The organism is Mesotoga sp. Brook.08.105.5.1 (genome assembly GCF_002752635.1).
Lineage (GTDB): Bacteria > Thermotogota > Thermotogae > Petrotogales > Kosmotogaceae > Mesotoga.
In genome coordinates this window covers 24,254-48,680 of sequence record NZ_AYTW01000021.1, presented here as the reverse complement: position 1 = coordinate 48,680, position 24,427 = coordinate 24,254, and the positions used below count along the sequence as shown (strand labels likewise).

Genomic DNA, 24,427 nt, shown 5'->3' with positions numbered 1-24,427 from the left:
CACAGTCTTACCGCTCCACAAGCACCGTTTCAAGGAAGACTCTTCTTTGCCCTGTTGGATCTCCATACAGCCTCTCCAGGAGAATCGTGGCTGCCTGTCGGCCCATCTCACCTGTCTTCTGTGCAACCGTGGTCACGGGGATCTTGAGAAAAGAGAGGAAGTCGAAGTCATCGAATCCGCTTACGGTTATCTTTCCCTCAAGTTCAGGATGTTCGATCAGGTATTTGACAACTCCAAGAGTGACGTCGCCCGTGCATCCAACTATTGCCTGCGGTGGATCATCGAGGTTCATGAGTCTTCTTGTACACTCGTAACCGTTCTCCATCTTTGGCATTGTTTCACACGCGAGGTATTCGGGATGTAGTCTTGTCCGGCACTTTAGCACTCCGTCAAGGAAGCCGTCCATCCGTTCCTTGATGGCTGTCGCGTCTTCTTTCTGTGTTATGAATGCTATCTTTTCTTTGCCCTTTGAAACGAGGTGTTCAACAAGTATCCGCGAGCCGTTGCGGTTGTCACTCACGACGAAGTCGAATCTTGATCGGGGTATGTACCTGTCTAGAAGTACAATCGGTACACTTACATTGTTAAGGAATCTTATAGATGCCTGGTTAAAGATACCACCGACGTAGAAAAGAATGAGGCCGTCCACTCGTTTCTCAAGCAGTAGTTTCAGTTCTCGTAATTCCTTCGCCGGATCATTGTCGGAGACTCCTAGCAGGATGTTATAACCAGCTGGTGAGCATACACTCTCGAGCCCATCGAATATATCATGCATGAAAGACCTTAGGTTTGGGAGAACCAGACCTATTGTCATTGTTCTCTTCGTTATCAAGCTTTTTGCTGCCTGGTTTGGCAGGTAGTTCATATTTCTGGCTATTGAGACGATCCTTTCTTTTGTCTTTCTATTGACCCTGGGATCATCTCTAAGGGCTCTTGAAACAGTAGAGACCGAGACTCCAACAAGTTCAGCTATCTCCTTGAGACCAACGCTCATTGCAACCACCTTTCTTCGCTTGCCAGATCTGTTTCAACGGCTATCACGAATGGGAGATTCACGAATGCGACGGCTTTTTCAAATCCACCGTTTTCGACCGTATCTATATAGAACGAAAAGACCAGATAATCAGGGGTACCTGGTTCATTTTCGCCAAGAGGTACAATTCCAAGGTTCGAAGTGGCACTGTAAGAATAATGCCTTAGAAGCTGGAACCTCAACCTTTCATCCAGACTGAAAGAAAAACTCTGGCGGCTGGCCACGACGGTCTTCCCATCTGATCTATCCAGCAGCATGTAGCTTTGGAAAGGTAAGAAAGGCGGTCTCGACCCAGCTAACTCGCTTTCCATAGTAGAGAAGGATCTGGCCCCTCTGTACTCAACATTTGCGACTCCTTCAATTCCCAGTGAAAGAACATAGTTTATCGAATGGTCTTTGTATGATACGGTCGGCAATTCCTTTCTATCAATAACAACGCTTAGTTCAATACCGCCCAGCAAACCTGCAGCCAGCGTTATCTGAGAAATGGGTAGAGAACAGTAGTTCAGCGTTATGATCTCCTTCAGCGCGTTTACAGATCTATTATATGAGGACATTGTAGCATCTATTTGTGAAAAGGTTTTGGGACTCCCAGTCAAATATGACTCCAGGCGCAAATCGAAATGCAAATAGCTTCCGTCGCTGCATGGAGCAATGACTTCGATTGAACCTTTCTCACTCTCTTTCCATTCGAGAAGCGTATGCTTGTCGACATCGAATTCTTCTTCGGTGTTCGTTCCATAACCTGCAACTTCAACAACATTTACTCCTCTATTCAGCGGTAGAAGAAAGCAATAGCCCTCACTGTAAGTGTTCCAGTGATCCGTGAACTCTCGAAGGAAAGGAGTTCCCGCGAATAACTCACCCCCGATCTTTAGGCAGAGGTCTTCGCCCTTAGGGATATCAGCCGGTATCTCGACGTAATACTGACCTTCGCCCGGAGCAATAACGCAAATCTCCTGTGGCAAAAGCTCGTCAGCCATCTCACGCAAAAGCATCTCAAGCTGGGAATAAGCTTTGGTGGATAATTCCACAACACTCGCATTAGATGTTATGTTTTGTTCAAGGGTTAGCTTGCCAGGCCATCCGGCAGTTACGGCCGAAGTGTGTTCGCCGTAGAGGATCAGGTTGATATCGAGTGAAGACTTTAGTCGGGCATCGGTCCTTTCCAGATCCTCGTCGAGTTCTTTGGCGAATTCCTGGACACGCCGAAATGCACCTGCCGAGAACGGCCCTCCGGTCTTGACCACTTCCCACCATCCTGACCAATCCCCTTTATATACCCTGGCAGTTTCTCCGTATTTCTCTTCCATAATCCTCATGAATTCTGAAGGTGTTGAGACGATCAGCTCGACTTCTTGATCGTTCCAGTTCGAGTAGAGGTCGAGATATGCAACGGCGCCCGGGAAGTATCCTGCGTTATCGAAGGCGACCATTATGGCTACCTCGGAGTAAGGGTAGCCCGATAACTCGAGGTTATTCAGGTAGTTCTGAAGAAGAGAGGGGCTCTTGATCCAATACCCTTCCGCGTAACTGCCTTTGCTGACCCAGCAAAGGACACGATTCCCCAGCGGGCCCTCCCAGTAGAAGAGGTTATGGCTTCCTTCAAGACCCAGCGCCTCCGCATAGGCATCGTTAATCCCGCTGACGAAATAGTCTATTTCTTTCTCCGCCAGTATATCGGGAAGATCGGCCGTGTAGCCGGGAACATCGTTCATAAGGCAGGTTGAAATCTCCAGACCATTTTCTTCAGCGAAACTCAATGCGATTTCCAGGCTTTTCGAGATCACATAATCGTTTGTGAACCCCGTATGCATTGACCCGTATGCAGCCCCGAAGTCCAGTCTGCCTTCCCTGGCATAAGCACTGTACCGTTCAACCAGATCGCTTTCGGGATTAGATCTCAGCCAGCAATCAAATTGCCAGAAGGTCTCGACGGTGAATCTAAAGTCAGGGAAACTATCCATGAAGTCTAGAAGGTCGTTGTACATCTCAATGTAGTATCTTTCTACCTCGAGCTGCGTTCCCGTGAAGCCGATATCTTGATGACTGAAGGGAATCAGGTACACTTTTTCAATCTTACCAAGAGATATGACTGCCAGCAAGGAGACTCCCAATATGGCTGCAATCCTTTTGAAGGGATCCATTCCGGTGCTCTTCATCTTATTCCTGCCCTCAGCGTGAAGCCGCGCATCATTTTGTCCTGTGCGACGAAGTAGAGAATTATCAACGGAAGGGCCGTGAGTGTAGAGGCGGCCATCAAAAGATTCCAGTTTGTCGAATACTGCTGCTGAAAGCCTCGCAACCCGATTGCAAGAGTCCACATGGACGGATCATGGAGATAAATCAGTGGACCGAAGAAATCGTTCCAGGTGAAAACGATGGTGAAAAGGGCCACCGTAAAGAGAGCCGGTGTCGAGAGTGGCAGTATTATCTTTCTGAAGATCTTGAACTCCGAAGCTCCGTCTATCCTGGCCGATTCCATTAACTCGTCTGGAATGGAGATAAAAAACTGCCGCAAGAGGAAGATGTTGAAAGCGCCTCCCCCGCAAAAGGCCGGTACTATAAGGGGAAGATAGGTGTTCACCCAACCGAGTTGAGTGAAGAGTATATAGACCGGTATTATGAGAACTTGGCCGGGTATGAACATAGTGGCAATAGTGATGTAGAAGATCAAATTCCTGCCTTTCCACTGCAACTTGGAGAAACTGTATGCGACCAGTGAGGCCGTGAGGGTATTGCCCAGAACATTCATTGAGGTTAGGAACAGTGTGTTGAAGAAATATCTGAAAAAGGGAAAACTATCCACTGCCTTTGCGTAGTTGCTCCACTGGGGAGGATCGGGAAACCAACGCATCGGTATAGACATGATCTGTGCGTCCGGTTTGAGTGAAGTCGACACCATCCAGAAGAGCGGTATCAAGTAGACCACACTAAAAAAACCGAGGACCCCATATATCGTAAAACTTCTTATTGATTTCGCTCTGCATAAACCTCTCATGACAATCACTCCCTCAGTAGTCCATCCATTTTCTGGAGATTCTGAAAAGAAGGATCGTCATCGGGACCAGTATCATGAACATCACCCATGACATTGCCGAAGCATATCCCATCCTAACGTCTTTGAAGGCTAGCAGGTATATCTTAAGGTTCACGAAGGTAGTCGATTCCAATGGGCCACCTGCAGTCATTATGTAGGACTCTGCAAAGACCTGGGAAGCGGCTATGAGACCAGTGACGGTATTGAAGAAGATGACTGGCATGATCATGGGGACAGTGATACGCCAGAACATCTGAAGCTTGTTAGCCCCGTCAAGTTCTGCGGCTTCGTAGAGATACTCGGGAACGTCCTGAAGACCAGCCAGAAAGATGACGATAATACCGCCTATCCCCCAAAGGCTCATAAGGATCATAGCCGGTTTAGACCACTGAGGCGAGTTCAGCCAGAGGGGACCTTTAATACCTATGAATCCAAGCAACTGGTTTATTAGACCGCTCCTGGGATTGAACATCATCATCCATAAGAACATCACCGGAATCGAGGGAAGGACAACAGGGAGGAAATAGATGGTTCTGAAAATCCGCATCCCTTTCAGGGCACTACTTAGAAGCAGAGCAAAGATAAGGCCGGTGAAGACCTTGAGAAAAACCGACCCGAACATGTAGTAAAAAGTATTTCCCAGCGCTTTCCAGAATCCGGGGTCGAGCGTGAAGAGTATTTTGTAGTTAGTCAGCCCTATCCAGCGCGGGGCATTGATCATGTCGTAACTTGTGAAACTGAGAAAGAGTGTTGCCAGTATCGGAGCGAGGACGAAGGCCGACAGCCCGATCAGCCAGGGTGCCGCGAAGAGGTAGCCGGCGAGGTTCTTCCTTCTGAAATACTTGCTTCGTTTTCTTCCCATCCTTCAGGCTCTCCCTTCACAGAGCGATTACGGAAAGCAGGACACCGAAGAGATTTCCGGGTCCTGCTATCCGTCGTTACTTTCAGTGAGTCATCTTGTATTTCTGAATCTCGGCTTCTATTAGTTTCTGTGCATCATTTAGAGCTCGATCGGGAGTTTTTGTACCGTAAATGGCTTCTTCAGTGGCAACCTGCAAAGTCTCATACCACAGCGGTGCCTCAAGAATGAAAGGCCTGAACTTCGTGAACTCCAGAGCCTCGATCTGCATCTTCCACTGAGGATCCTCGATTAGATCGGACTGGTATGCCGCCCTCCTGTTACCTATGAGAGAAGAGATGCCTTCGGCAAGTTTCAGCTGAACCTCGTCGCTCAAGAGATATAGGGCGAATTCGACGGCAGCGAAGATATTCTTGGATCTCGATGATAGTTCAAGGGAGAATCCGTTGGACCAGGTAGCATTTTGCACGGGGTAAGGTATCTGTACGATTCCATAATCTAGATCCGGTGCGTACATTGCCAGATCGGCTATGAAATTACCAACCTGTATTCCCATTGCAACCTTGCCCGCAATGAAGGCATCGGCCGCACCCCAGCCGAAATTGGCGCCGAAAGAGAGAAGCTTCTCCAGACCGAGTTCGTTTATCAGGGCAACCCATTCCTCTAACGCCTGTATTATACCCGGACTGTTTACAACAATATCTCCATCTTCAGTGATAAAGTCTTCTCCCTTACCCCAGACATACATCCAGAAGTAAGATTGACCGTATAGCGGGTTGAACCCAACAACCTCGTAATCACCGTTCTTGTCAAGAACGTTCAGTTTCTCGGCGTAGTAGAGTAACTCCTCCCAGGTAGTAGGCGGTTTCTCGGGATCCAGGCCAGCCTGTCTGAATAGGTCTTTGTTGTAGAAAAGCAGCCTAACGTCTGTCTCAAGGGGAAGAGCGTAGATCCCATCTTCGTAGGAACACATCTTCAAAGGTCCCTCAAAGAAGACTTCTTCAGGATCAAAGCCAGCTGCCAACAAATAGGGCTTCAGATCAAGAAGAATGCCCGTCGAAGCTCTCATTCCCACGTTACCCAGATCATGCAGGAAGACATCAGGCTCTTGTTTTGCAGCCATAGAGACCCTGATCTTGTCCCAGTAGTCCCAGAAGGAAATTGCGAGGTCCTCGACCTCGATAGCTCCCTTGTTAGTCTCGTTGAACTCGGCTATGATCTCGTCCATGATTTCCTTCGACGGACCTGAAAGATACATGTGCCAGAACTTCACTTTCGCAGCCGCACCAAAACTAACGGCCACCATCAACGTGATCAAAAAAAGAATCAGTAACGATTTCTTCACTTTTAATCCCTCCCCGGAATACGTTCGGTGCCAGTGGTGCATGAAAACTCTATCATTTTGGAACCCTTGTATTCGAATCCGTTCATGCGGTCTTACGGTTCGCGGTGGCAGATAATTGACGATTATCATCAATAAATACAAACGCTTGCATTTTTTCAAGCCATAACTATGTTCTTTTAAATATTACTTCTGTTGTATAGTATAGACGTATGAATTTTTTGATGGGATATATAAACTCTCTTTGAATACAAATGATTGTATGTATTGAAGTCCAGAGGAGGTATCTATGAAAAGTCCCCATCTCATTTTCTATTACAGTCATGAAAGCTGTCCGGCGAGGGTTGCTTCCCTTCCCGTAATTGCTTGGTTGTGTAAGGACAGGAATATCGATTATGACGCCTACTTCTCTGTCAGACCAAGCCTCGCAGGTATTGGCGACCACCTCCCTTTCGCCGGAAACAGACATGAAGAGCAGCTGTATTTCTTGACCAATTTCTACGAAGAGATACTCTTTGTTTCCATGAGCGAGGGTAGGGAGGTGCCTTTTGAAAGGTTTTTCAGTGCGAGAGGATGTCCTTCTCTCAACCATTCTTCAGAGGAACTGATTGAACTGTATATAGAGCTCTTCAACTTATTCGAAGAAACTTTCCCGAAAGATGCAGTTGTATATCCTTCATGTGAGCTTGACTTTCCGCTTGAGATGGTCGAACTGGGTTCTTTCAAGTTACCAGGCCGTTCGAGGATAGACACTTTTCTGTATCCTGAGATATTCTACCGAAAATCTCTGGCAATTCATCTCGAGGCGGGGGATAGTCAGTTTGAGAAGCTTCGTGATTTGGGGGTTGAGAGGCTTCATCTCGCGTGTTGCTCAGATGAAGAAGCAGAGAGATTCGAAAGAATGGGATACGAAGTCGATACGATAGAGCGAATTGGTGACGGTGAAACACTGTTGAGTCTTACCGGTAGAATGGCCAGAAGATGGGTTGACAGAGGGAAGGGAGTTTCGCTGGGAAACGATCCCATTACTCTTCGCTGGATTGCCAAGTACATGAGAGAGGATATACTTCCGATTGCAGCTCTAGGCACACTGAGAGAAAGTGTGCCCGTAATTGGTGAACTGGCGAAAAGTACAGGCAACAACATAGTCTGGGGAAGTCAGATATACGATGATGGAGTTATATCTGAACTATCCAGGCGGGGAATTGTCTTTGTCCTGGCCCATGATGTCGAGGTTGGAGTGACCATTAAGAATGAGGTGAAGTTGCCGGTACTGTGGCTAAAGGAAGCGAAGGCTCCGTGGAAGGAAGAAGTTTCGGACGGCTTTCTTCTCGAGAGGATTGAGAATGGCGATATTCCCATTGTGTTCGTGAACTACGCTGCTGATCTCGGTCATCTTCCTGTGCTGCCAAGATATCTGGACCTGCATTCAATTGACGGAATAAAGGATGGAATAGCTTTCCCGTCAAACTGGTGGGATTACGCTCCCGAGACCCTTGAACAGTTCTTCATTCCGCGCGAAAGGGGAGGCATCTTTCCTACGGGTGAGATCCTCCTGAGCAGCGCCGGTTTGGGTGTAGCGACCGAGGCAAAAGGCTATTTGCCGCGAAACGTCTACTTTGAATCTCTTCTGATGGCCAGAAGTATCATAGCTGAACATTGTGGAGAAGCAAATGTTCCGATCGGGCATTACTCGTTCCAGGATGCCTGCCCGGAATACAGACATGGAACCGCGGAGCCAGATTTCATAGTGCTGAAGGAGGCAGGCTTTCAATATGCCATAAGTTACAAAGACGAAGCAAAGTGGCCCAGAACGCTCTACGATGACGGGGAGTTCATTGTGCTGAATCAGCAGACCGAACACTGGAGTTTTGATCCCATGAGCGACGTGAGAAGATGGGAGAGAAAGCTAAGCGAAAGCCTGTCCAGCGCATGGGCCGTGATTGGTTTGGATTCACCTTTCTGGGGAATGACGCCGTGCTACTTTGGAGAGGCCTCGAAAGGGCTGGATCTGACTACCCTCACAAAAACAATGAAGTATGTGATATCTGGCGGTGAGAGCGGGAGGCTCTTCCTTCTAAAACCCCATGAACTTGTCAGGTTTGTCAGATTGCTTTCACAAAGCGAAAATAGCCGAAGGGAATGATAGAGATGATTCCTTCTCACGAACAGTTCAACCCGACAAACGTCTCCGAGAAGATGAACGCCCATACCATAGAGGGTCTAGAAGAGATACTGGACTTCCTCTTATCCGAACGGAGAAGGCCGGGTGGAACGGTTCCTGTTATTGCAATCGACGGATTCCCCGGGAACGACTGGAGAGAGATCATACAGACTGCTAAAAAAATCGTTGACCGCAAATCTCTGACCATTGAAGTGTACGATTTCGACACATGTAGGAGAAACGATGAAGAACTTGAAAATCTCTTAACTCGTTATCTTGGTCAGGATGAGGTTTTTGGCAGGGTTTTCAGAAGAAGCATAGCAACGTTCTTCTCAAAAGAAAAGATCTCAACTCTGAAAAGGGAAATCAGTCGAGGGAGGAACTCGAAGCGGCAGGATGCAATACTGGTAATTGGTTGGGGATGTATGCTTAGCCCTATGAGAGGCTCGTATGACCTGAAAGTGTATTTCGACCTCACGAGAGAAGAGACCATGAAGCGTTACAAGAAGACAGGAGCTTCTTTCGGAACCCAGAGTATTGGGCCCAAGAGACTGTACTACATCGATTTTCCCGTCTCGGAAAGGCATAGGAGGAATCTATTCGATTCACTTGACTACTATGTTGATGCAAACTCGGAAGATTCGAAGGCACTAATTGCTGCAGGGGATCTAAGAGAGATTTCCAGGGAAATCGCATCCAAACCTTTCAGATTGAAACCTATCTATGAACCGGGTCCGTGGGGAGGTCAATGGCTCAAGAGGGTACGTCATCTTCCTGAAGAATGGCCAAATTGCGCTTGGAGTTATGAGGTGATTGCGCCGGAGATGTCTATACTCGTGAAGAACCGAAATACTACTCTGGAACTACCGTGGAATCTCTTTTTCGATCTCGCGTATGAAAAAATCATGGGTGTAGAGAGCGGAGGAAAGTTTGGCGGCGAATTTCCGATCAGGTTTGATTATTTAGATACAATGAATGGCGGGGATCTTTCGGTGCAGGTGCATCCGCAGACTACCTACATAAAGGAGAATTTCAATGAGAATTACCACCAGGGAGAGATGTACTATATTGTCGATTGCAAAGAAAGTAGGCGGGTCAATCTCGGTTTGAGAAGCGACGCAAGCGTTGAAGAGTTTAGAGCAGCTGCAGAAAGTGCCGAAAAGGAAGGTATTGCCTTCGACTACACCAACTACGTCCACAGCGTTCCCGTAGACAAGCATGACATACTAATGATACCTCCCGGCACGGTGCATGGGTCTAGAGAAGGACTGGTCGTTCTTGAGATCAGCTCGACCACATACAGGTACACATTCAAGATATACGACCATCTGAGGCCTGACTTACAGGGTGTTATGAGGCCGATTCACATTGAGCACGCCTTCAAAGTTTTGAATAGGAAGCGACGGGGGAACTGGGTAGACAGACATTTGAAACCAAAGCCATCTTTAGTGGCCTCGGGTAATGGTTGGGCCGAATACCTTATCGCGACAAGCAGAGACTTCTTCCATGAGGTCTTTCGGGTTGAAATAGAGGGCAAGGTGGAATTCGAAACCGAAGGTAGATTCCACATATTGACGCTCGTTGACGGAGAGAGTGTGATCCTTATCTCGGGGGAGAACAGGCGGAAGATGAACTACTCCGAGACTGTAATAGTGCCTGCTTGCGCAGGTAGTTACACAATCGAGGCCGGGAGTGGGGAGAAGTGTATAATTGTGAAGGCTCGCTTGAAGTGAATTCACACATCATACTAGCTCTAGATGTCGGAGGGACAACAGTAAAATCCGCTCTCTGTGATTTGCATGGTCAACTGGTCTCAGGCGTTAACATAACCTCCGTTGATTCGAGAGGTTCCAGAGCAGTTATTCTAAAGCGGTTTTCCGAGATCGTAACTGGTTTGGTCGGGCAGTCAAACAAGATGAACCTTGAGCCTGTCGGCCTCGCAGTTGCCTTTCCCGGGCCATTCGATTACGAAAAAGGAATTTGCCTCATAAAAGGTGTTAACAAATACGAGGCGCTTTACGGAATGGATCTATCCGGTTTCTTCCGTAATGAAGTCACCGTAACCGAGTTGTTTCCCGTGATATTCGATGCCGATTCTTGGGCCTTTACTCGTGGCCAGTATCTCAAAGGTGCAGCTATTGGTGCGAGGAGGATCATTGGAATTACAATAGGTACAGGACTGGGTTCAGCTTTTATGGAGGAAGGGAAAATAGTCCAGAATGAAAGAGGAATACCTCCTTACGGCTGGATTGGAAACCTTCCTTTTGGCAAAGGAATACTTGACGACAGAATCTCCCGGAGGGGAATACTTGCAAGGTACCGGGAGATTTCAGACTCGCTTCAGGTAGATCTAGATGTGATGGATCTCTATAACTTGGCCGTCAAGGGCGACACTGTCTGCATGAAGCTATTCTGTGAAACGGGAAGCCTTCTCGCAGAAGCCCTCATACCCTTTATCAAGATCTTCTATCCGGATGTGATTGTTCTTGGAGGCAAGATCTCGGGAGCCTATGAGTTTATTGGTCCAGCTCTGAGGAAAGAGCTTGAAGCGAATTTGGGGAGCATCAACCTGCCGAAAATCTTGAAGGCGATCGATCCCGATAGCTCAACACTGTCAGGATTGGCTCTTCATTTAGCTGAGATATGCTTTGGAGGAGGGAGTATATGATACCAGGTTGCCAAATAAACTGTGGACCCCAAGATTGGCAAATTCTTCAACATAAGGAAGGAATAGCTTCTGTAACACTCTCAGGCAGCTACATTCCTTCTATAGAGATCTCCGATCGTCAAGCGGTATTTGTGAGGGTGGTCTGTGAAGCAAGCTCAGAGCCGCTACTGCCATGGCTCCCGGCTACAATGCTTGAAGGCGAAAGATGGGAGATATCTTTCGAGCTCCCCGTGGGGGGACTCTACAGGATAGAGACCTCCCTGAAACCAGATAGTTCTGGTATAGAATACGCTTTCAGGGGTGATGCCATACATCATCTCGGTGTGGGTGAGGTTTTTGTCATTACCGGTCAAAGCAACTCAGCAGGTTATGGCAAAGATCCGATATACGATCCTCCGGAGATCGGAGTTCATGTGCTGAGAAACAAAGGCAAATGGGATCTGGCCTCGCACCCTCTTAACGACTCGACAGGAACGATTCACCCTGTAAACATGGAGACAATAAACCCTGGGCATTCACCTTATCTGAGCTTTGCCAGATATCTTAAGAGAGAATTGAATAGACCAATTGGTCTTATCCAGGCATCTCTCGGAGGCTCCTGTCTCAGTCAATGGAATCCGGCCGAAAGTGGAGAGCTCTATACTAATCTACTTGAGATTACTACGGGATGTGGAGGAGATCTCGCAGGTGTCCTGTGGTATCAGGGATGCTCCGATACTTCTGATGATCTCAGCATCACGTATGGCAAGAGATTTGCGAACTTCGTCAACAGCTTGAGAGAAGATCTCAATGATCCTTGCTTAGCTTTCTTTACGGTACAGCTCAACCGTTTTGTAGCAGATCAGGAACCTTGGGGAATGAGCGATGACAATTGGTCCAGGGTGCGAGAGGCCCAAAGAAAGGCGGGGAGAGAGCTCAAAGGAGTCTTCGTAATTCCAGCAATTGACATACCTCTTTCAGACAATATCCACAACAGTTCTTACGGGAATGTAATGCTCGGAGAAAGACTTGCAAAAAGCGCCCTTAAACATCTCTTCGGAAGAGACATTCAGGCCGATGCACCGGACATCAATGAAGCTGTTCTAACAGGTGACAAAGAAGTACGTCTTTCCTTTGAAAACGTTTCTTCCAGGCTTTATGCCTTTGATCTCAAGGCAGATGATTTACCCATCTCCATTTATGATGAAGAGGGAAAGATTGAAATAGTGAGATATTCAATTAGGGACAGCATGATAGATCTGGAGCTCTCTAGAGAACTCATAGGGGAGGGTGTTGTCCACAATCAGCATGGTACGAATCCAAAGTCTCTTTCGATTATTGACGCAGTTAGTCATCTTCCGGTTTTGGCATTCTACGGATTCAAGATCTCGAAGGAAGGATTCTAGGACGCGCCTTAAGAACGACTCCTTTAGGGGCATCTTTTCATTCTCTTGAATATGAAACGCCGAGCCAGAAATGAAGAAAGGTTCTCTTCTGGTTATTATATGGTATTCGTGCAGTTGAACGACAAGACGTCAGAGTGCGGAGGACTCCTCGGGGAGCCTGGAATTAGTGACCGCGCACGCAAGGCGTTTGTCAGCGAAAGCTCTCGGAACAACAAACAGAGTCAAGAATGAAGAAATCTCTCGACGTTTCCAAAGCAAGTCATTGAGAGGATTCATTCATGACTTATACCGACATTCACTGGCGAGGCGCTCTTTCGACAGGTTTCTACTCAGTGGCTCAATTCAATGCTATTCTCGGTGAATTTAGCCGGCAACCGCTTGCACTCTTGCTCCATAATCTGAGGAGGTAATTCTCTAGTCATGAAGTTCATTTTGCCGTCAAATTGTCATGATGTATGAATTCACAAAGTAGTGGTTATCAGCTCCTATTAGATTCCGTAAAACGGACTTCGTTGGTTACCTGTGGTCTTGTCTGGAATTCTACTGAGTTCCTGCTGAATTCTCCGCGAAGAAGCCTGTCATTAGGATGAAAACATGAAGATCAACCAAGAAACCAGAACGCCTCAATTTCAGATGCAAAGGCTTCTGGTCCTGACATAAAGTCAGGCGTAAGTCTTCACTTGTTTCCCTAAGCATGAACTGTTGATCAAGAGCTGTATTTCTCTGACTGCCAGCAAACTGTTCACTCAAATGAAGAGAACCTCTAGTCTTGCTTGTCAGGTATATTGCTGTCGTCTGCTTTCAATGAACTGTCTCCTGACTTCTCACTCTCTTTCCTCAGCCGCTTTGCCTTCGCTTTTGCTTTCTTTGCGCTCTTTTCTTTCATCTTTTCGTACATGTCTCTTATCCAGACATCGACAGGCGCCTTCCACTTCTCCGCTTTGTTGGGTATATTCTTTATCATCGTCTTTGGACTTATTCCCAGTTCCTTCGCCATGCGTATCGTTTCATCACCGACTCTGCATCTCTTCTTGACTTCCTTCCATTCTTCCTCTCTTTTCTTGTTAGCCATAATAACCTCCCGAAAACCTTCTTGATATTCTGAACATGAACCGGCGATATCTCGGGGCCGAAAACATAAGCTCATCTTACAGTGCAAGATAAAGAGCACGCCGGTTCTCAATAAAGAGACTTCTAACCCGGAGTTGTGAAGAAGTACTTCTTGTTTACAAATGAAAGTCTAGCATACCCCATCTTCAGAAGGAGAAATCACTGAAGAATTTGTGCCATAAACTTTACAAACAAGTCATCGTATTTCGATTATTAGACTCAGTTCCGCTCCTATAACTGAACTCATGGATTGAGTGAGCATAATTATACTAGTGGCTCAAATAGTATGATTTGCTAGAGAAGAAAGCCTCTCAAGACCATTGAAGAGTCTAGAGCGGGATCCTCCATCGAGAAGCTTCGATCGGTTTCAGAGTCAACGAAATGCAAGAAAGCGAGTCTGTCACTGAAGAGGAGACTAATAAACGTGAGAGGGATTCCGCTTGACCTTGATGTGATCTCCAGGGAGCCCGACATATTTGGACTGTTGTCATCATGCCCGAAATAAATAGCAAGACGGAGCCGTTCTGAGACCAAAATGCGAAGCAGTCTCCGTTGTGGTTCTGAGGGGGCAGTGCTCTCTGCATGCCCGATTGCTCACGAATACTCTGCCCGTATTGCGGCAATATCAATCTTCCTGCCGTCTTAGTATCCCCTGGATGAACTCAGCCTTGCCATTTGTATAGGTTTCTGTGTTGTCTCTGAACTTTTCGGCAAGCTCTTTCTTGAGAGCTGCATACTGTTCCGCAGCCTTGCTGTTTTCGCGCAAGTAGTCCCTGAAGAAGATGTGCTCTTTCCAAAACTTGCTCTCAAAAACGACCATGTGTACGTGATAATCAATCTCGCTGCCGGATCTCTCAAAGTATCTTCTCTCCGGCATTGAATCCTCGTGCTCGGATCTGTAAAGATAGCCCGTTCCTTCAATGAGCGGTACGCAGGAGTCGGCCTGTTCAAGTGAAGATACGCCAATCATTATGTCGATAACCGGTTTTGCCCTAAGCCCCGGAACGGCCGTACTCCCTATATGTTCTATCGTCTTCTGTAGCTCATTTAGTGAGGCAGAAATCCGCCCGGCTTCCTCCTTGAAAAGTCTAGGCCAAGCAGCACTGTACTCATCTACTATTACTTGCTTTGCTCTCATTCAAATCACCGTTTTAGATTAAGTTGCTAAAAGTACCTTACAAAGCATTATGAGTGACGATTTTGGGAAAGATCGATTCGAGAATGCAAACCTTCTCAGGAACTTCTGAGATTCCCCATGGGACGTTCTTCCAGGAGCCTTTCCGAAGCCTCCCATGTCGCCACAGACTTATCGGCGAAAGCCTTCCCGTCAGGAGAGGGACAAGATCCGAAATCTCTACCTCGAAATCCTCTGCGGCTTCCGTTGTCTTCGCTACACCGTCTCCGATTTCGATCTTCACATTGTTCTCGGGAAGCAGCCCGTCATGTATCTTCAGAACAACGCTTCCGGAGACAGAAGTATCCATGAGTCTTGAGATAACCTGAAGCGGGTCGAGAATTCTAACCATCCGCGATGAGGCATCTATCATCTTGAGCTCTTTTCCAGCCTGCCATCTCGAATGGAAGAAGAGTTCTATTGGAAAATCTGGTGGCATTGTCCTCATTTCGAAAGTTGCAATCTGGTCCCTATGATTCAGCAAGAATCTCTTCAGTGAATAAAGGCCGGCAAGATCGGTGAAGTTGAATTTCTCGATCACCATCTTCCTTTCTTTCTTTCTTGGAATAAATCATCATTCCATGGGGTGTGCCCTTACCATCTGTGGCAACGGCTCCGAAGAGATCTTTCTTGTGGAATATCTCCTGGCTGCAAGCGTTAATTTCCAGCGCCTCGGTGTAACGAGAGGTTTCCCACATGACTTTCCGGGCCTCTTCAATTAACGTTTTCATCTCTTCATTGTTTAGAAGCTTGCCGGAAAGTAGCTTGAGACTGTCGTCTTTTATCTCATCTGAAAGAAGAGAATGATCGAAAGTCAACTCAAGGCTCTCGAAGCCAAGCCCGAAACCCAGCCTTACGTAAAAGTCATGTTTGAAGGGATCAAGCATTATGAAAGTGGCTCCATTTTCTACAGCCTCCTTTATGTCCTTCAGGAGGATCGCCTTTGTTATACCTTTGTTACGGTATTCGGGCAGCGTAGCCACCGCCTCGACGTACCTGCATTCAAAAGGTTTGGTGCGGATCTTCGCTAGATACTTGTAGCTTATGTATGCGGCCACTAGCTTTTCCTCATCGAATGCACCCCATACATATTCCCATAGCGAGGGATCAGAAAAGAAGAATTCGCTCTCTTCCGGTTCGAAGTATTCGAACGACATAAGGAAGATCTCTACGATTTTGTCTTTATAAGAGCTGTCGATTCTTCGTATCTCCATCAAGCACCTCTTTTCCCAACAATGATACCAGATCATCATTCTATGCTCTCATTGGTATTTGCCATACTGTTAGCTTCCCCGCTTGAGAATCAGAACCGAGAGGTTATCTTATCTTTGTAAACCATTTGATTGGAATACATTTGATTTATCTAGAGAATGAGGAACCTCTTACAGAATCCTTGAGTATACTGATTAAATCCCGATAGCATCTTCGCTTACTGAGCTTTCCGAACTAGAGGACGAGATTTTCAGTTCATACTAGTGCGAGGGTATTAAAAAGATACACAGTTTGTAGGTTATTAGGCTATAATAAATATATGAGTGAATTGTTAAGGAAGCTGTTAGTGTTTTGACCAACAAAACATTCATGCAAAGACAATACAGCTCGACAATTGCCTGATGGCAATGTTGGAGGGGATCGTATGGGTGTAGTTAAGATTATTGGAATTGTGCTTGTTGTAGCCGGCGTCTTGGGTTTGGTGTATGGAGCGTTCACATACACTAAAGATAGTCACACTGTCGATCTTGGCATAGCAGAGATTGAGGTGAAGGAGAAAGAAACTGTACAGATTCCGATTTGGGCAGGTGTTATCTCAATAGCAGTTGGCTGTGTACTTCTGTTCTTGCCGCTTAAGAAAGGCTAGTCATCTTTATCTGACGGCTGACGAAAACCCTCGAAATCGGTCTCCATATCCTACCACCACTCTATCAAATACTTATAGTCATCTCTTAAGCTGATTTTCTTGTGGTGCATTACGGATGTGCGCAGAGATCCAAGGACCGGGCAGATGTGTCGAAAGTGAAATCTAGAGGATTTCAAGCGTGTCTTGCCAGTTCAAGACTTCGGACTTTCGTCCAACAATATCCGAAGACGGTTCTAGACAAATCGTCTTTGCTTTAGACCACAATGTCTCGAAAGAGTTATCCTAAGTCTTTAAGAACCGGCAGTCAAGTAGTAGCAACATCCTAATTAGACTTTCAATCTCTAGTTCTTGCCACTGCCACTAACCAACGTACAGCGATGTTAGGTAATCAAAAAAAGGACTTCTGTGGCTAGGATCTTTGAAAATAAGATCCTGGCCAACTCTTTGAAAGACCCTTTTAGGCTGTATAGACGGCGAACGGTTTTTCCTTATCTAAGGTTCCTCAAAAGTAGTATTGAAGAGAAGGATCGGATGAGAAGAACTCGCTCCCTTCGGGTTCGAGGTATTAGTAATGAAATCAGGAATAACTCGACTATCCTATCTTTGTAGGATATGTCGATTCTCCCTAGTCTGTCAAAAACCTACAGCGAGATCCCACAAAAATGATGGCAGATTTCACTAGTCTCCCCGTTTAGCAAGTGGAAGCGAGGGTCACTTCTTTGCCGAAAATGCAAGTCTCTTTCGCTAGATGTGGGACGTAAAAATGATCGAATAGGGCATTTCCGGGCGACGATCAAGGTGGTGCAAGAAACACGTGATTTGCTTTTAGAAGAGGAGAATCCTTCTGTAAGGTATTTGACGTTGACTTCTCTTCTGGGTCATGCAGAAGATTCGAGCGAATCAGAAGAACGAGAGATGAAAAATGAAGCGTGGGGTGGTGCCTGCTTTGCTCGACCTCCAGAACGATGACGGCTCGTGGGGAACACCCGAGAGATTCTACACGGATAAGTATCGCGGAACCGTCTGGAATCTGATCATTCTGGCAGAGATGAGGGCAGATCCAGGCAATCCTGGGGTAAAGAAAGCCTGTGAATTCATATTGAGCAATTCGCAAGAGACAGAGCTAGTAGGCTTTTCGTATTCTCGAAGCGCCAAGAGACTGTCAGGTCTCCCGGGAGGTGTAATCCCCTGCCTTACGGGCAACATGGTTTTTTCGCTCATAAGGCTCGGCTACCTTGAGGATGAGAGATTTCAGAAGGCAATCGGCTGGATATAGGCCTTTCAGCGGACGGATGACGGAGTAGATAAACCACCCGTAGGAGAGGTCTACATGAGATACGAATCCTGTTGGGGACGCCACTCATGCCACATGGGCGTAGCTCAGGCCTTGAAGGCTCTAGCTGCGATTTCGGAGGAGAAACGGAACAGGAAGATAGACGAGAAGATAGCTGAGCTGGCAGAGTACTTCCTGAAACACCGTTTCTACATGAAGAGTCATGATCCGGAGAAAGTCGCAAAGCCGGGCTGGTTAAGACTTGGTTTTCCCCTGATGTACCAGACAGATGTTCTGGAATTGCTTGAGATATTCGCCGAGCTCAGAATCAAAGATCCCAGGCTTCAGGATGCAATCGAAATCGTTTCACTCAAGAGAAACAAAGAAGGACTCTGGAAGATGCAAAACTCCTTGAACGACAGGATGCTTGTTCCCATCGAGGAAAAGGGAAAGCCTTCGAAATGGCTTACACTAAAGGCACTTAAGATCCTCAAGTTTTATGCCGAGCTATAGAGGTTTTGTGCCTTTGGCGCGGTGCTCAGAGCAATCGTAATAACTCTGCTTACAGTGGAGGGTTTTTCAATTTGCCTCTCTTGAACCGAGATCTGCACAAAGCGCGTCAGTCGTAAAAATCAATCGAATGGAACGATTATACAAGTGATTCATACAGATCGAAGTTCTCCCTCAAAACATTTCGAGATTTTCTGAAAGAAGTTGACGCTAGAACCCTATGAAAGCCTTACATAATAACAGTTACAAGCCCTTCAGGCATCTCTTTTAAGTGTAGAGACACATAGTCACACACTTATCTGAAGTGATCTCTGTGACTCCCCAGAGCAAAAGAGTAGGAGAATTCACCTGTTTGCGAAGTGTCGAACTCTGGAATTCTCTTCACCAAATAACAGATGCTAGAACGCCTCTTCCTCAGTCTGTGGCAAAGTATTCCACCTTCACCGGGAGACGCTTCTCGGCAGACTCGAGGATCGAAAGAACGACAAGCGAGGTGTTGATGGCGTCATCGAGATTTATAAGGAACTCATCCCCAGTCGCCAGACAGTCTATGAAATGGCGGATACTCTCATATGCAAATCCCTTTGCCTTGCCGTGAACGAAATGATTTACAAGTACATCGGGATGTTTGCACTCTTTCTGAGTGAAGCTCTCGATCATCTGGTTGTTGCTGAGGTCAAGATTAACCATGCCCTTGCTGCCCGTGAAGTTGAACTTAATGTCGTTTACGCACGGATTCGTGTTGGGCGTTATCCAGCTGTTCTCCATAGTTGCTATCCCGCCGTTCTTGAAGGTTAGGATAGTCTGATAAATGTCGGTTGTATCATGCCCCAAATTTTTCAGAACACCGGAAGAACTGACAGAGTAAACCGCATCTACCTCATCGCCGAAGAACCATCTCAAAGTGTCTACCGAATGACTACCCAGAAACCATAGAATAGACGATTTGCTTGACCAAGGCAGCATATCTGTCGCAACCCAGAGAACGTCATTCAATCTGAAATAGGCGCTTACCGGGGTTCCGAGTTCCCCATCATCAAGCATCTGTTTGGCGACTGCAAAGGGAGGACTCCATCTATTGTGAAGATCGGTCATTACCCGTATGTTGTTTGCCTTTACCGCCTCTGATATCCTGATCAGGTCCTCTCTGGTTGTTGCAATCGGCTTCTCTACGAGGATATCCTTTCCGGCATTTGCGCAATCGACAACTATCTCACCATGAGCGAAGTCCGGTGTGACTACAGATACGGCATCAAAGCCAAGCCTATCTAGCATAAGGCGATGATCTTCAAATACATTTGGAATTTCAAACTCTTCGGCAAATCTCTTTGCTCTTTCTATGTCATGATCACAGATGCCAACTAGCTCAACTTCTGGATGCTCTTTATACAGGAATGCGTGCGTTCTTCCCCATACACCTGCGCCTACAATAGCTACTCTTTTCTTCACTAAGAGCCCCCCTTTTTTCTCGTTGAGAAGAGATTTGCTTCAGTTAATCTTGACTTCTATTTCACATTCAAATGTCCTATCCCATGGAAGACTGAACTTCTCAATCGAGATCCGATTCTTTGAAGAGGAGAAATCATAGATGTCCAGTTTCCTCCCACGAATGAATCTCTCAAGGAACTCTTCTGCTTTCGGTACGAAAACATCGTCTCTGAAGCTTTCAAAGAGTCCTTTGGACTTGCTAACCTTGTATACGTCGCCACCGGATTCATCGATCGTTCTCTCCAGAGTTTTTCTGAGAACCCCCTGGTAAAGATGGTCGTCAAGAAGCCGCGAGATATAAAACTCGGCGAGAGCCTTTTTCTCCACTTCACAGGAACCGGAAGTCAAAGCCAGAGAAAGAAGCGTCCCCAGGCTGTTTGAAGCCGTATTCCAGGCAGAGTATCCCCAGACGTTTTTCAGCCCCAGCCCCAGATAAGCTTCAACAAAGGAAGGGTTGGACCCGTTTGGATAGAAAACGTCCAGTATGAAGACCCTCTGCTTCCGTTTGCTCAGGTTTTTCAGAGCCTCAATCGAATCGGTTGTAGATGTCCCGGCGATCAGAATGCCGGTTGTAGAATCTGAAGACTGCCTCATCCCTAGAAGCTTCATATGGGATTCTACGTTCTTGCCAAATTCCCGGTCCTCGAAATCCATTACCTTGTCCCTTGTTTCGGGAGAGTCAAAGATGACATCGACAGGATATTCCTGGTCTCGTCTGTAACAAATCATCTCCTGGAGTACTTCATCGGCGCCGTTATGAATGAAGACTCTATCTTCGATTTCAAAGTCTCTTGCGACTCCTTCAAGTATGTCTAGTTCTCTCTCCTGAGGGCCATGCTGGAAGGTATCTTCCTGGGCAAGCACAAGAAGATCTGCACAGCCGTCTTTGACGAGCCTGAGGCATTCCTTGTTCACCCGGTGGTTTCTCAAACGGAGTTCACGATATCTGCTGATAAATCCTCTGGGTAGTTCATCTTCTACGGTCTCAGCCTCTTCCACCTTTCCATGGCCCGAGAGCCACAGATACTTGTTAAGCATAGTCCACAGTTCTTTCGAGCCAGCCGATGAAACTGAGACCGACGCTCTCCTGACAATAGAAGAAAGGAAAATCTCGGCATCCGGGAATCTTCTCCTCAGCTCTCTCACCGACCTCAGCCTTTCGAGAGCTGTCTCAGCGCTTATTCCCTCCTCCCTTGAGGCTATGAGACCGCCGAAAGATAGCATATCGACAGAGATTATGAATCTGTCTGCCTCCCTTGAAAGCATCCATCCGATCAATTCCTCGCATTCTCCCGGCTTCATGTATCTTCCCAGCAGACTCTTTTTCGGGAGCTCGATCTCGATACCATTAAGATCTGCAATCATGGAAACCAGCTGGTAGTTTGGGGGTCTTTCATCCATTGGAACAACTACTGTCTTCAAAGAATTCCTCCCATCTCGACGATCTCTCTCTGTATCAGGTCAATGTTCACATCTCTGACAAGCTTTCGATGTTTCACGGCAAGTGCCGCAGAAATCCCTGCCGCCATGCCGGTTGCAGTTGCCAGCGGGCTGGTCCTTACTGCAGAAAAGGCCGTATGATCGGCACTGATAGCTCTTCCGGCAAGAACAACATTAGCTAAGCCCTTTGGTATGAGAGAACTCATGGGAATATGGTACTCGCCCGGGTAAGGAATTGAGATCGTCTTCAGTTGTGCCGAACCGGGCAGATGAATATCAATCGGATACGACCCTACTGCAATGGCGTCATCAAATGTTTTTCTATCAATCAAGTCACTAGTTCTCAAAACGTAATCTCCCACTATGTGGGTGGTCTCTCTCACCCCTATGTGACAGCCAGTCTGAATTAGAAAGGAGTCTTCAAATCCGGGAATCTCTTTCTTGAGGAAGTCCATGAATCGCCAGACATCGGTGCTCCCGTTGGTCTGGGCTTCAGTTAGTTCTTTGCTTTTGTTGGCGTAACCGGCGTATCTGGTTGTGTTCATGAATATCTGCCCGGGATGGTAGGGGACTTCGAAAAACAAGAGCCTGTCCCTTTTGAAGTAGATTCCGTAGTCGTCAAGCCTTTTCATGAAGCTGAAGAACCCGGCAATTCCCAGATAGCTCAGGTCGGTATGCTCACTTATGACGAAATCATCTCTGTTCCTTGTAACATAAGACACTATCTCTTCTCTATCAACGCCCCCGATTCTCATCACCAAAGTCATCGGCTGGCAGCTGGAAGGGCTTCCGTCTCCGATGTTGTAATAGGCTCCGGCGCGTATGGAAAAGTTTCCCTCGCCCGTTGAATCGATGAAAACCTTTGCATTCACTCTGTTCTGCTCGCCTGTGCTGACAGTTGTTATAGAGGTGATTGAGTCTCCCTCTCTCGAAACATGCAGGACAAGTGAGTTGAACAGAAAGTCCACGCCTTCCTCTTTGAGCATCTCAATCAGCAATGATTTCATCTTTTCGGGATCGAAAGGGGTGATTGACTTTACAAATCCAATGGGATCATCTATGTGTCCGTAACTCCCACGCATTGAAACGAGCCTGTCAATAATCTCCTGTCCGATCCCGCCTATCACCTGTCTCTCAGATGAGTGAAATGTCATCATCGGGTTTACGAGGGCAGTAGTAAGAACTCCGCCGAATGACATATCCTTCTCCAGAAGAAGCACTCTTGCTCCTGTCCTGGAGGCAGCAATAGCCGCCGATACGCCAGCCACGCCGCCGCCAACAACTACAACATCATAAACTAAATCCATTTCTTCACTTCCCAGTCTATTTGATTCCAGAACTCAAAGCGGTATCTGTGAAGTACCTTTGAAACACGAGAAATATAAAAATAACGGGCAAAATAGAAACTGTCGTTGCCGCCATAAGTGGTCCCCAGTCGGCTGTGTACCTATTCTTGAACACTTCCAATCCTAGCTGCAGAGTCCTCATAGACCTGTCGCTTGTTACTACGAGGGGCCAGAGGAAATCATCCCAGGCCTGGGTGAATGTGAAGATCGCAAGGGCCGACATCGCAGGCTTTCCAAGCGGAAGAAAGATCTTCCTGAAGATCTTCAGTTCTGAGGCCCCATCGATCCTTGCCGCTTCCGAAAGTTCTTTTGGAAACTGCATATAGAACTGCCTCATTATGAAAACTCCGAAGACAGTCATTATGTGAGGGATTACAAGACCGGCATATGTATTGAGAAGTCCGGTGCCTCCCCTTCCCAGAATATCGTTTCCGCCCACGAGCGGAAATGACTTCACCATAAGGAAAGTCGGAACCAAAGTCACCTGAACGGGTATCATCATAGTACTCAGTAGAAGGATGAACAAAACATTCTTCATAGGGAAATCAAGTCTGGCAAAAGCATAGCCTGCGAGCGAGCAAAACACGAGGTTGAACGCCATCGAAAGAAGTGAGACGATTACGCTGTTCATGAAATAGTTGCTGAAGCCTCTTGTGGTGAGCGCCGACTGATAATGTTCCAGAGTAATTGTCTTCGGTAGGAATGTAGGCGGCCAGGTAAATAGCTCTGCGTTTGGCTTTAGAGAGGAGATTGCCATCCAGAAGAAGGGCGACCCGAAAATGACTGCCGCGATCGAAAGAAGTAATATGGTCCTCACCTTGTTCTTCCTCATTCGAAGGCCTCCTTCTGTCTACGTGATCGGAAACTTACGACGGACAGGGTCATGATTATTATCCCAAGAACGAACGACATTGCACTTGCATAGCCCATGTCCATGTAGTCGAAGGCAGCTCTGTAAATAAGAAGCCCGACCGTCGTTGTAGATTGCAGCGGACCCCCTCCCGTCATGACATACATCTCCGTGAAGGACTGAAGAGTGCTGATCATACCGACGATCAATACATAGATATGAACCGGTCTAAGTAGAGGGAGGGTGATCCTGAAAAACCTCCGAATAGACGAGGCACCATCTATCGCTGCCGCTTCATACAGATTTTTAGATATCCCTTGAAGACCGGCCAGATAGATGAGCATGTTCCATCCTGCTCCCCTCCATATCCTCATAGCTACAATGGAGTGAAGAGCTGTGTTTGGATTCCTGAGAAAGTTCACAGGGGGTATATTGAAAAGCGAAAGGAGGAAATTCAATATACCGATTTGAGGATCATAGAGCCAGATCCAGATCATACTTGCCGCAACCATAGGAGTAATGACTGGAAGATAGTAGATCGCCCTGAAAATCCCGATTCCTTTTAACCCGCTGTTGACAAGCAAGGCAAGCAGCAGAGAGATCAGCATATTGAGAGGCAGGACTTCAATTGAGAACTGAAAAGTCACCAGAACCGCTCTCCAGAACTCTGAGTCACCGAATATTCGGGCGTAATTCGCCAGGCCAATGAACCTGGCCTCTCCGAAACCCGAGAATTTAGTTAGACTCAGAAAGAGAGAGACAAATATCGGGACTATTTTGAAGATTATGTTGTAAACAAGCACCGGCGCAATGAATATCAAAGCCGTTACTGTTATTCGCCTCTTGAGACTGCCCGCACCGCTCACGCTTCACCTCTTAGAAATAGA

Annotated in this window: 21 protein-coding genes; 7 read left to right on the top strand and 14 right to left on the bottom strand. The window is 46.9% G+C overall.

What is annotated here, in order from left to right:
- Positions 1-7: 7 nt before the first annotated feature.
- The 5 genes from V512_RS08765 to V512_RS08745 all read right to left on the bottom strand — a co-directional run bounded on the left by V512_RS08765 (position 8) and on the right by V512_RS08745 (position 6,277).
- Positions 8-994, bottom strand: a complete 987-nt coding sequence (locus tag V512_RS08765; RefSeq protein ID WP_099830110.1) for a LacI family DNA-binding transcriptional regulator — start codon at positions 992-994, stop codon at positions 8-10.
- Positions 991-3,195, bottom strand: coding sequence for a hypothetical protein (locus V512_RS08760; RefSeq protein ID WP_099830109.1), 2,205 nt, complete (start codon positions 3,193-3,195; stop codon positions 991-993). The genes V512_RS08765 and V512_RS08760 overlap by 4 nt, the downstream gene beginning before the upstream one ends.
- Positions 3,192-4,034 (bottom strand): carbohydrate ABC transporter permease, encoded by an 843-nt coding sequence (locus V512_RS08755; RefSeq protein ID WP_099830108.1) that lies wholly within the window; start codon positions 4,032-4,034, stop codon positions 3,192-3,194. Before V512_RS08755 ends, V512_RS08760 begins: the two co-directional genes overlap by 4 nt.
- A gap of 13 nt (positions 4,035-4,047) precedes the next feature.
- Positions 4,048-4,935, bottom strand: a complete 888-nt coding sequence (locus tag V512_RS08750) for a sugar ABC transporter permease (RefSeq protein ID WP_099830107.1) — start codon at positions 4,933-4,935, stop codon at positions 4,048-4,050.
- Between the two features lie 82 nt (positions 4,936-5,017).
- The gene (locus tag V512_RS08745; protein WP_165775370.1) at positions 5,018-6,277 is read right to left on the bottom strand and encodes an ABC transporter substrate-binding protein; all 1,260 of its coding nucleotides are present in this window, start codon (positions 6,275-6,277) and stop codon (positions 5,018-5,020) included.
- 286 nt (positions 6,278-6,563) lie between these two features.
- Between V512_RS08745 and V512_RS08740 the strand changes: the two genes are divergently transcribed.
- Genes V512_RS08740 through V512_RS08725 form a run of 4 tightly spaced genes read left to right on the top strand, consistent with a single transcriptional unit; the run spans position 6,564 to position 12,491 of the window.
- Positions 6,564-8,420: a hypothetical protein gene (locus tag V512_RS08740; RefSeq protein WP_099830105.1), complete on the top strand. Its 1,857-nt coding sequence runs from the start codon at positions 6,564-6,566 to the stop codon at positions 8,418-8,420.
- A complete protein-coding gene (locus V512_RS08735; protein ID WP_099830104.1) occupies positions 8,417-10,171 on the top strand; it encodes a class I mannose-6-phosphate isomerase in 1,755 nt (584 codons plus the stop codon). The genes V512_RS08740 and V512_RS08735 overlap by 4 nt, the downstream gene beginning before the upstream one ends.
- Positions 10,141-11,106, top strand: a complete 966-nt coding sequence (locus tag V512_RS08730; RefSeq protein WP_099830103.1) for an ROK family protein — start codon at positions 10,141-10,143, stop codon at positions 11,104-11,106. The genes V512_RS08735 and V512_RS08730 overlap by 31 nt, the downstream gene beginning before the upstream one ends.
- Positions 11,103-12,491: a sialate O-acetylesterase gene (locus V512_RS08725; protein WP_165775369.1), complete on the top strand. Its 1,389-nt coding sequence runs from the start codon at positions 11,103-11,105 to the stop codon at positions 12,489-12,491. The genes V512_RS08730 and V512_RS08725 overlap by 4 nt, the downstream gene beginning before the upstream one ends.
- Before the next feature lie 763 nt (positions 12,492-13,254).
- Here V512_RS08725 and V512_RS08715 read toward each other — a convergent pair.
- The 4 genes from V512_RS08715 to V512_RS15045 form a co-directional block, all read right to left on the bottom strand.
- Positions 13,255-13,563 carry a hypothetical protein gene (locus V512_RS08715; protein ID WP_099830100.1) on the bottom strand — a complete coding sequence of 103 codons (309 nt, stop codon included), beginning with the start codon at positions 13,561-13,563 and terminating at the stop codon, positions 13,255-13,257.
- A gap of 663 nt (positions 13,564-14,226) precedes the next feature.
- Positions 14,227-14,739 carry a GrpB family protein gene (locus tag V512_RS08705; RefSeq protein ID WP_099830098.1) on the bottom strand — a complete coding sequence of 171 codons (513 nt, stop codon included), beginning with the start codon at positions 14,737-14,739 and terminating at the stop codon, positions 14,227-14,229.
- Between the two features lie 37 nt (positions 14,740-14,776).
- Positions 14,777-15,214: a sterol carrier protein domain-containing protein gene (locus V512_RS15050; protein WP_243392340.1), complete on the bottom strand. Its 438-nt coding sequence runs from the start codon at positions 15,212-15,214 to the stop codon at positions 14,777-14,779.
- A gap of 31 nt (positions 15,215-15,245) precedes the next feature.
- Positions 15,246-15,989: a GNAT family N-acetyltransferase gene (locus V512_RS15045; protein ID WP_243392339.1), complete on the bottom strand. Its 744-nt coding sequence runs from the start codon at positions 15,987-15,989 to the stop codon at positions 15,246-15,248.
- 422 nt (positions 15,990-16,411) lie between these two features.
- Here V512_RS15045 and V512_RS08695 point away from each other — a divergent pair, with 422 nt between their 5' ends.
- The 3 genes from V512_RS08695 (at position 16,412) to V512_RS14725 (ending at position 18,419) form a co-directional block, all read left to right on the top strand.
- A complete protein-coding gene (locus tag V512_RS08695) occupies positions 16,412-16,633 on the top strand; it encodes a hypothetical protein (protein ID WP_099830097.1) in 222 nt (73 codons plus the stop codon).
- Between the two features lie 922 nt (positions 16,634-17,555).
- A complete protein-coding gene (locus V512_RS14730; RefSeq protein WP_207759751.1) occupies positions 17,556-17,909 on the top strand; it encodes a hypothetical protein in 354 nt (117 codons plus the stop codon).
- A gap of 54 nt (positions 17,910-17,963) precedes the next feature.
- Complete coding sequence (locus tag V512_RS14725; RefSeq protein WP_207759750.1) at positions 17,964-18,419, top strand: hypothetical protein; 456 nt, start codon at positions 17,964-17,966, stop codon at positions 18,417-18,419.
- A gap of 411 nt (positions 18,420-18,830) precedes the next feature.
- Here V512_RS14725 and V512_RS08685 read toward each other — a convergent pair whose 3' ends face one another.
- From V512_RS08685 to V512_RS08665, 5 genes are read right to left on the bottom strand one after another with little or no spacing between them, the layout of a single operon-like run.
- On the bottom strand, positions 18,831-19,865 hold the full coding sequence (locus tag V512_RS08685) for a Gfo/Idh/MocA family oxidoreductase (RefSeq protein WP_099830096.1): 1,035 nt from the start codon (positions 19,863-19,865) through the stop codon (positions 18,831-18,833).
- 39 nt (positions 19,866-19,904) lie between these two features.
- Positions 19,905-21,326 carry a DUF4127 family protein gene (locus V512_RS08680; protein WP_099830095.1) on the bottom strand — a complete coding sequence of 474 codons (1,422 nt, stop codon included), beginning with the start codon at positions 21,324-21,326 and terminating at the stop codon, positions 19,905-19,907.
- Positions 21,323-22,651, bottom strand: a complete 1,329-nt coding sequence (locus tag V512_RS08675; protein ID WP_099830094.1) for an FAD-dependent oxidoreductase — start codon at positions 22,649-22,651, stop codon at positions 21,323-21,325. The genes V512_RS08680 and V512_RS08675 overlap by 4 nt, the downstream gene beginning before the upstream one ends.
- A 16-nt stretch (positions 22,652-22,667) precedes the next feature.
- The gene (locus tag V512_RS08670; protein ID WP_099830093.1) at positions 22,668-23,522 is read right to left on the bottom strand and encodes a carbohydrate ABC transporter permease; all 855 of its coding nucleotides are present in this window, start codon (positions 23,520-23,522) and stop codon (positions 22,668-22,670) included.
- Positions 23,519-24,406, bottom strand: coding sequence for a sugar ABC transporter permease (locus tag V512_RS08665; RefSeq protein WP_099830092.1), 888 nt, complete (start codon positions 24,404-24,406; stop codon positions 23,519-23,521). Before V512_RS08665 ends, V512_RS08670 begins: the two co-directional genes overlap by 4 nt.
- Positions 24,407-24,427: the final 21 nt, after the last annotated feature.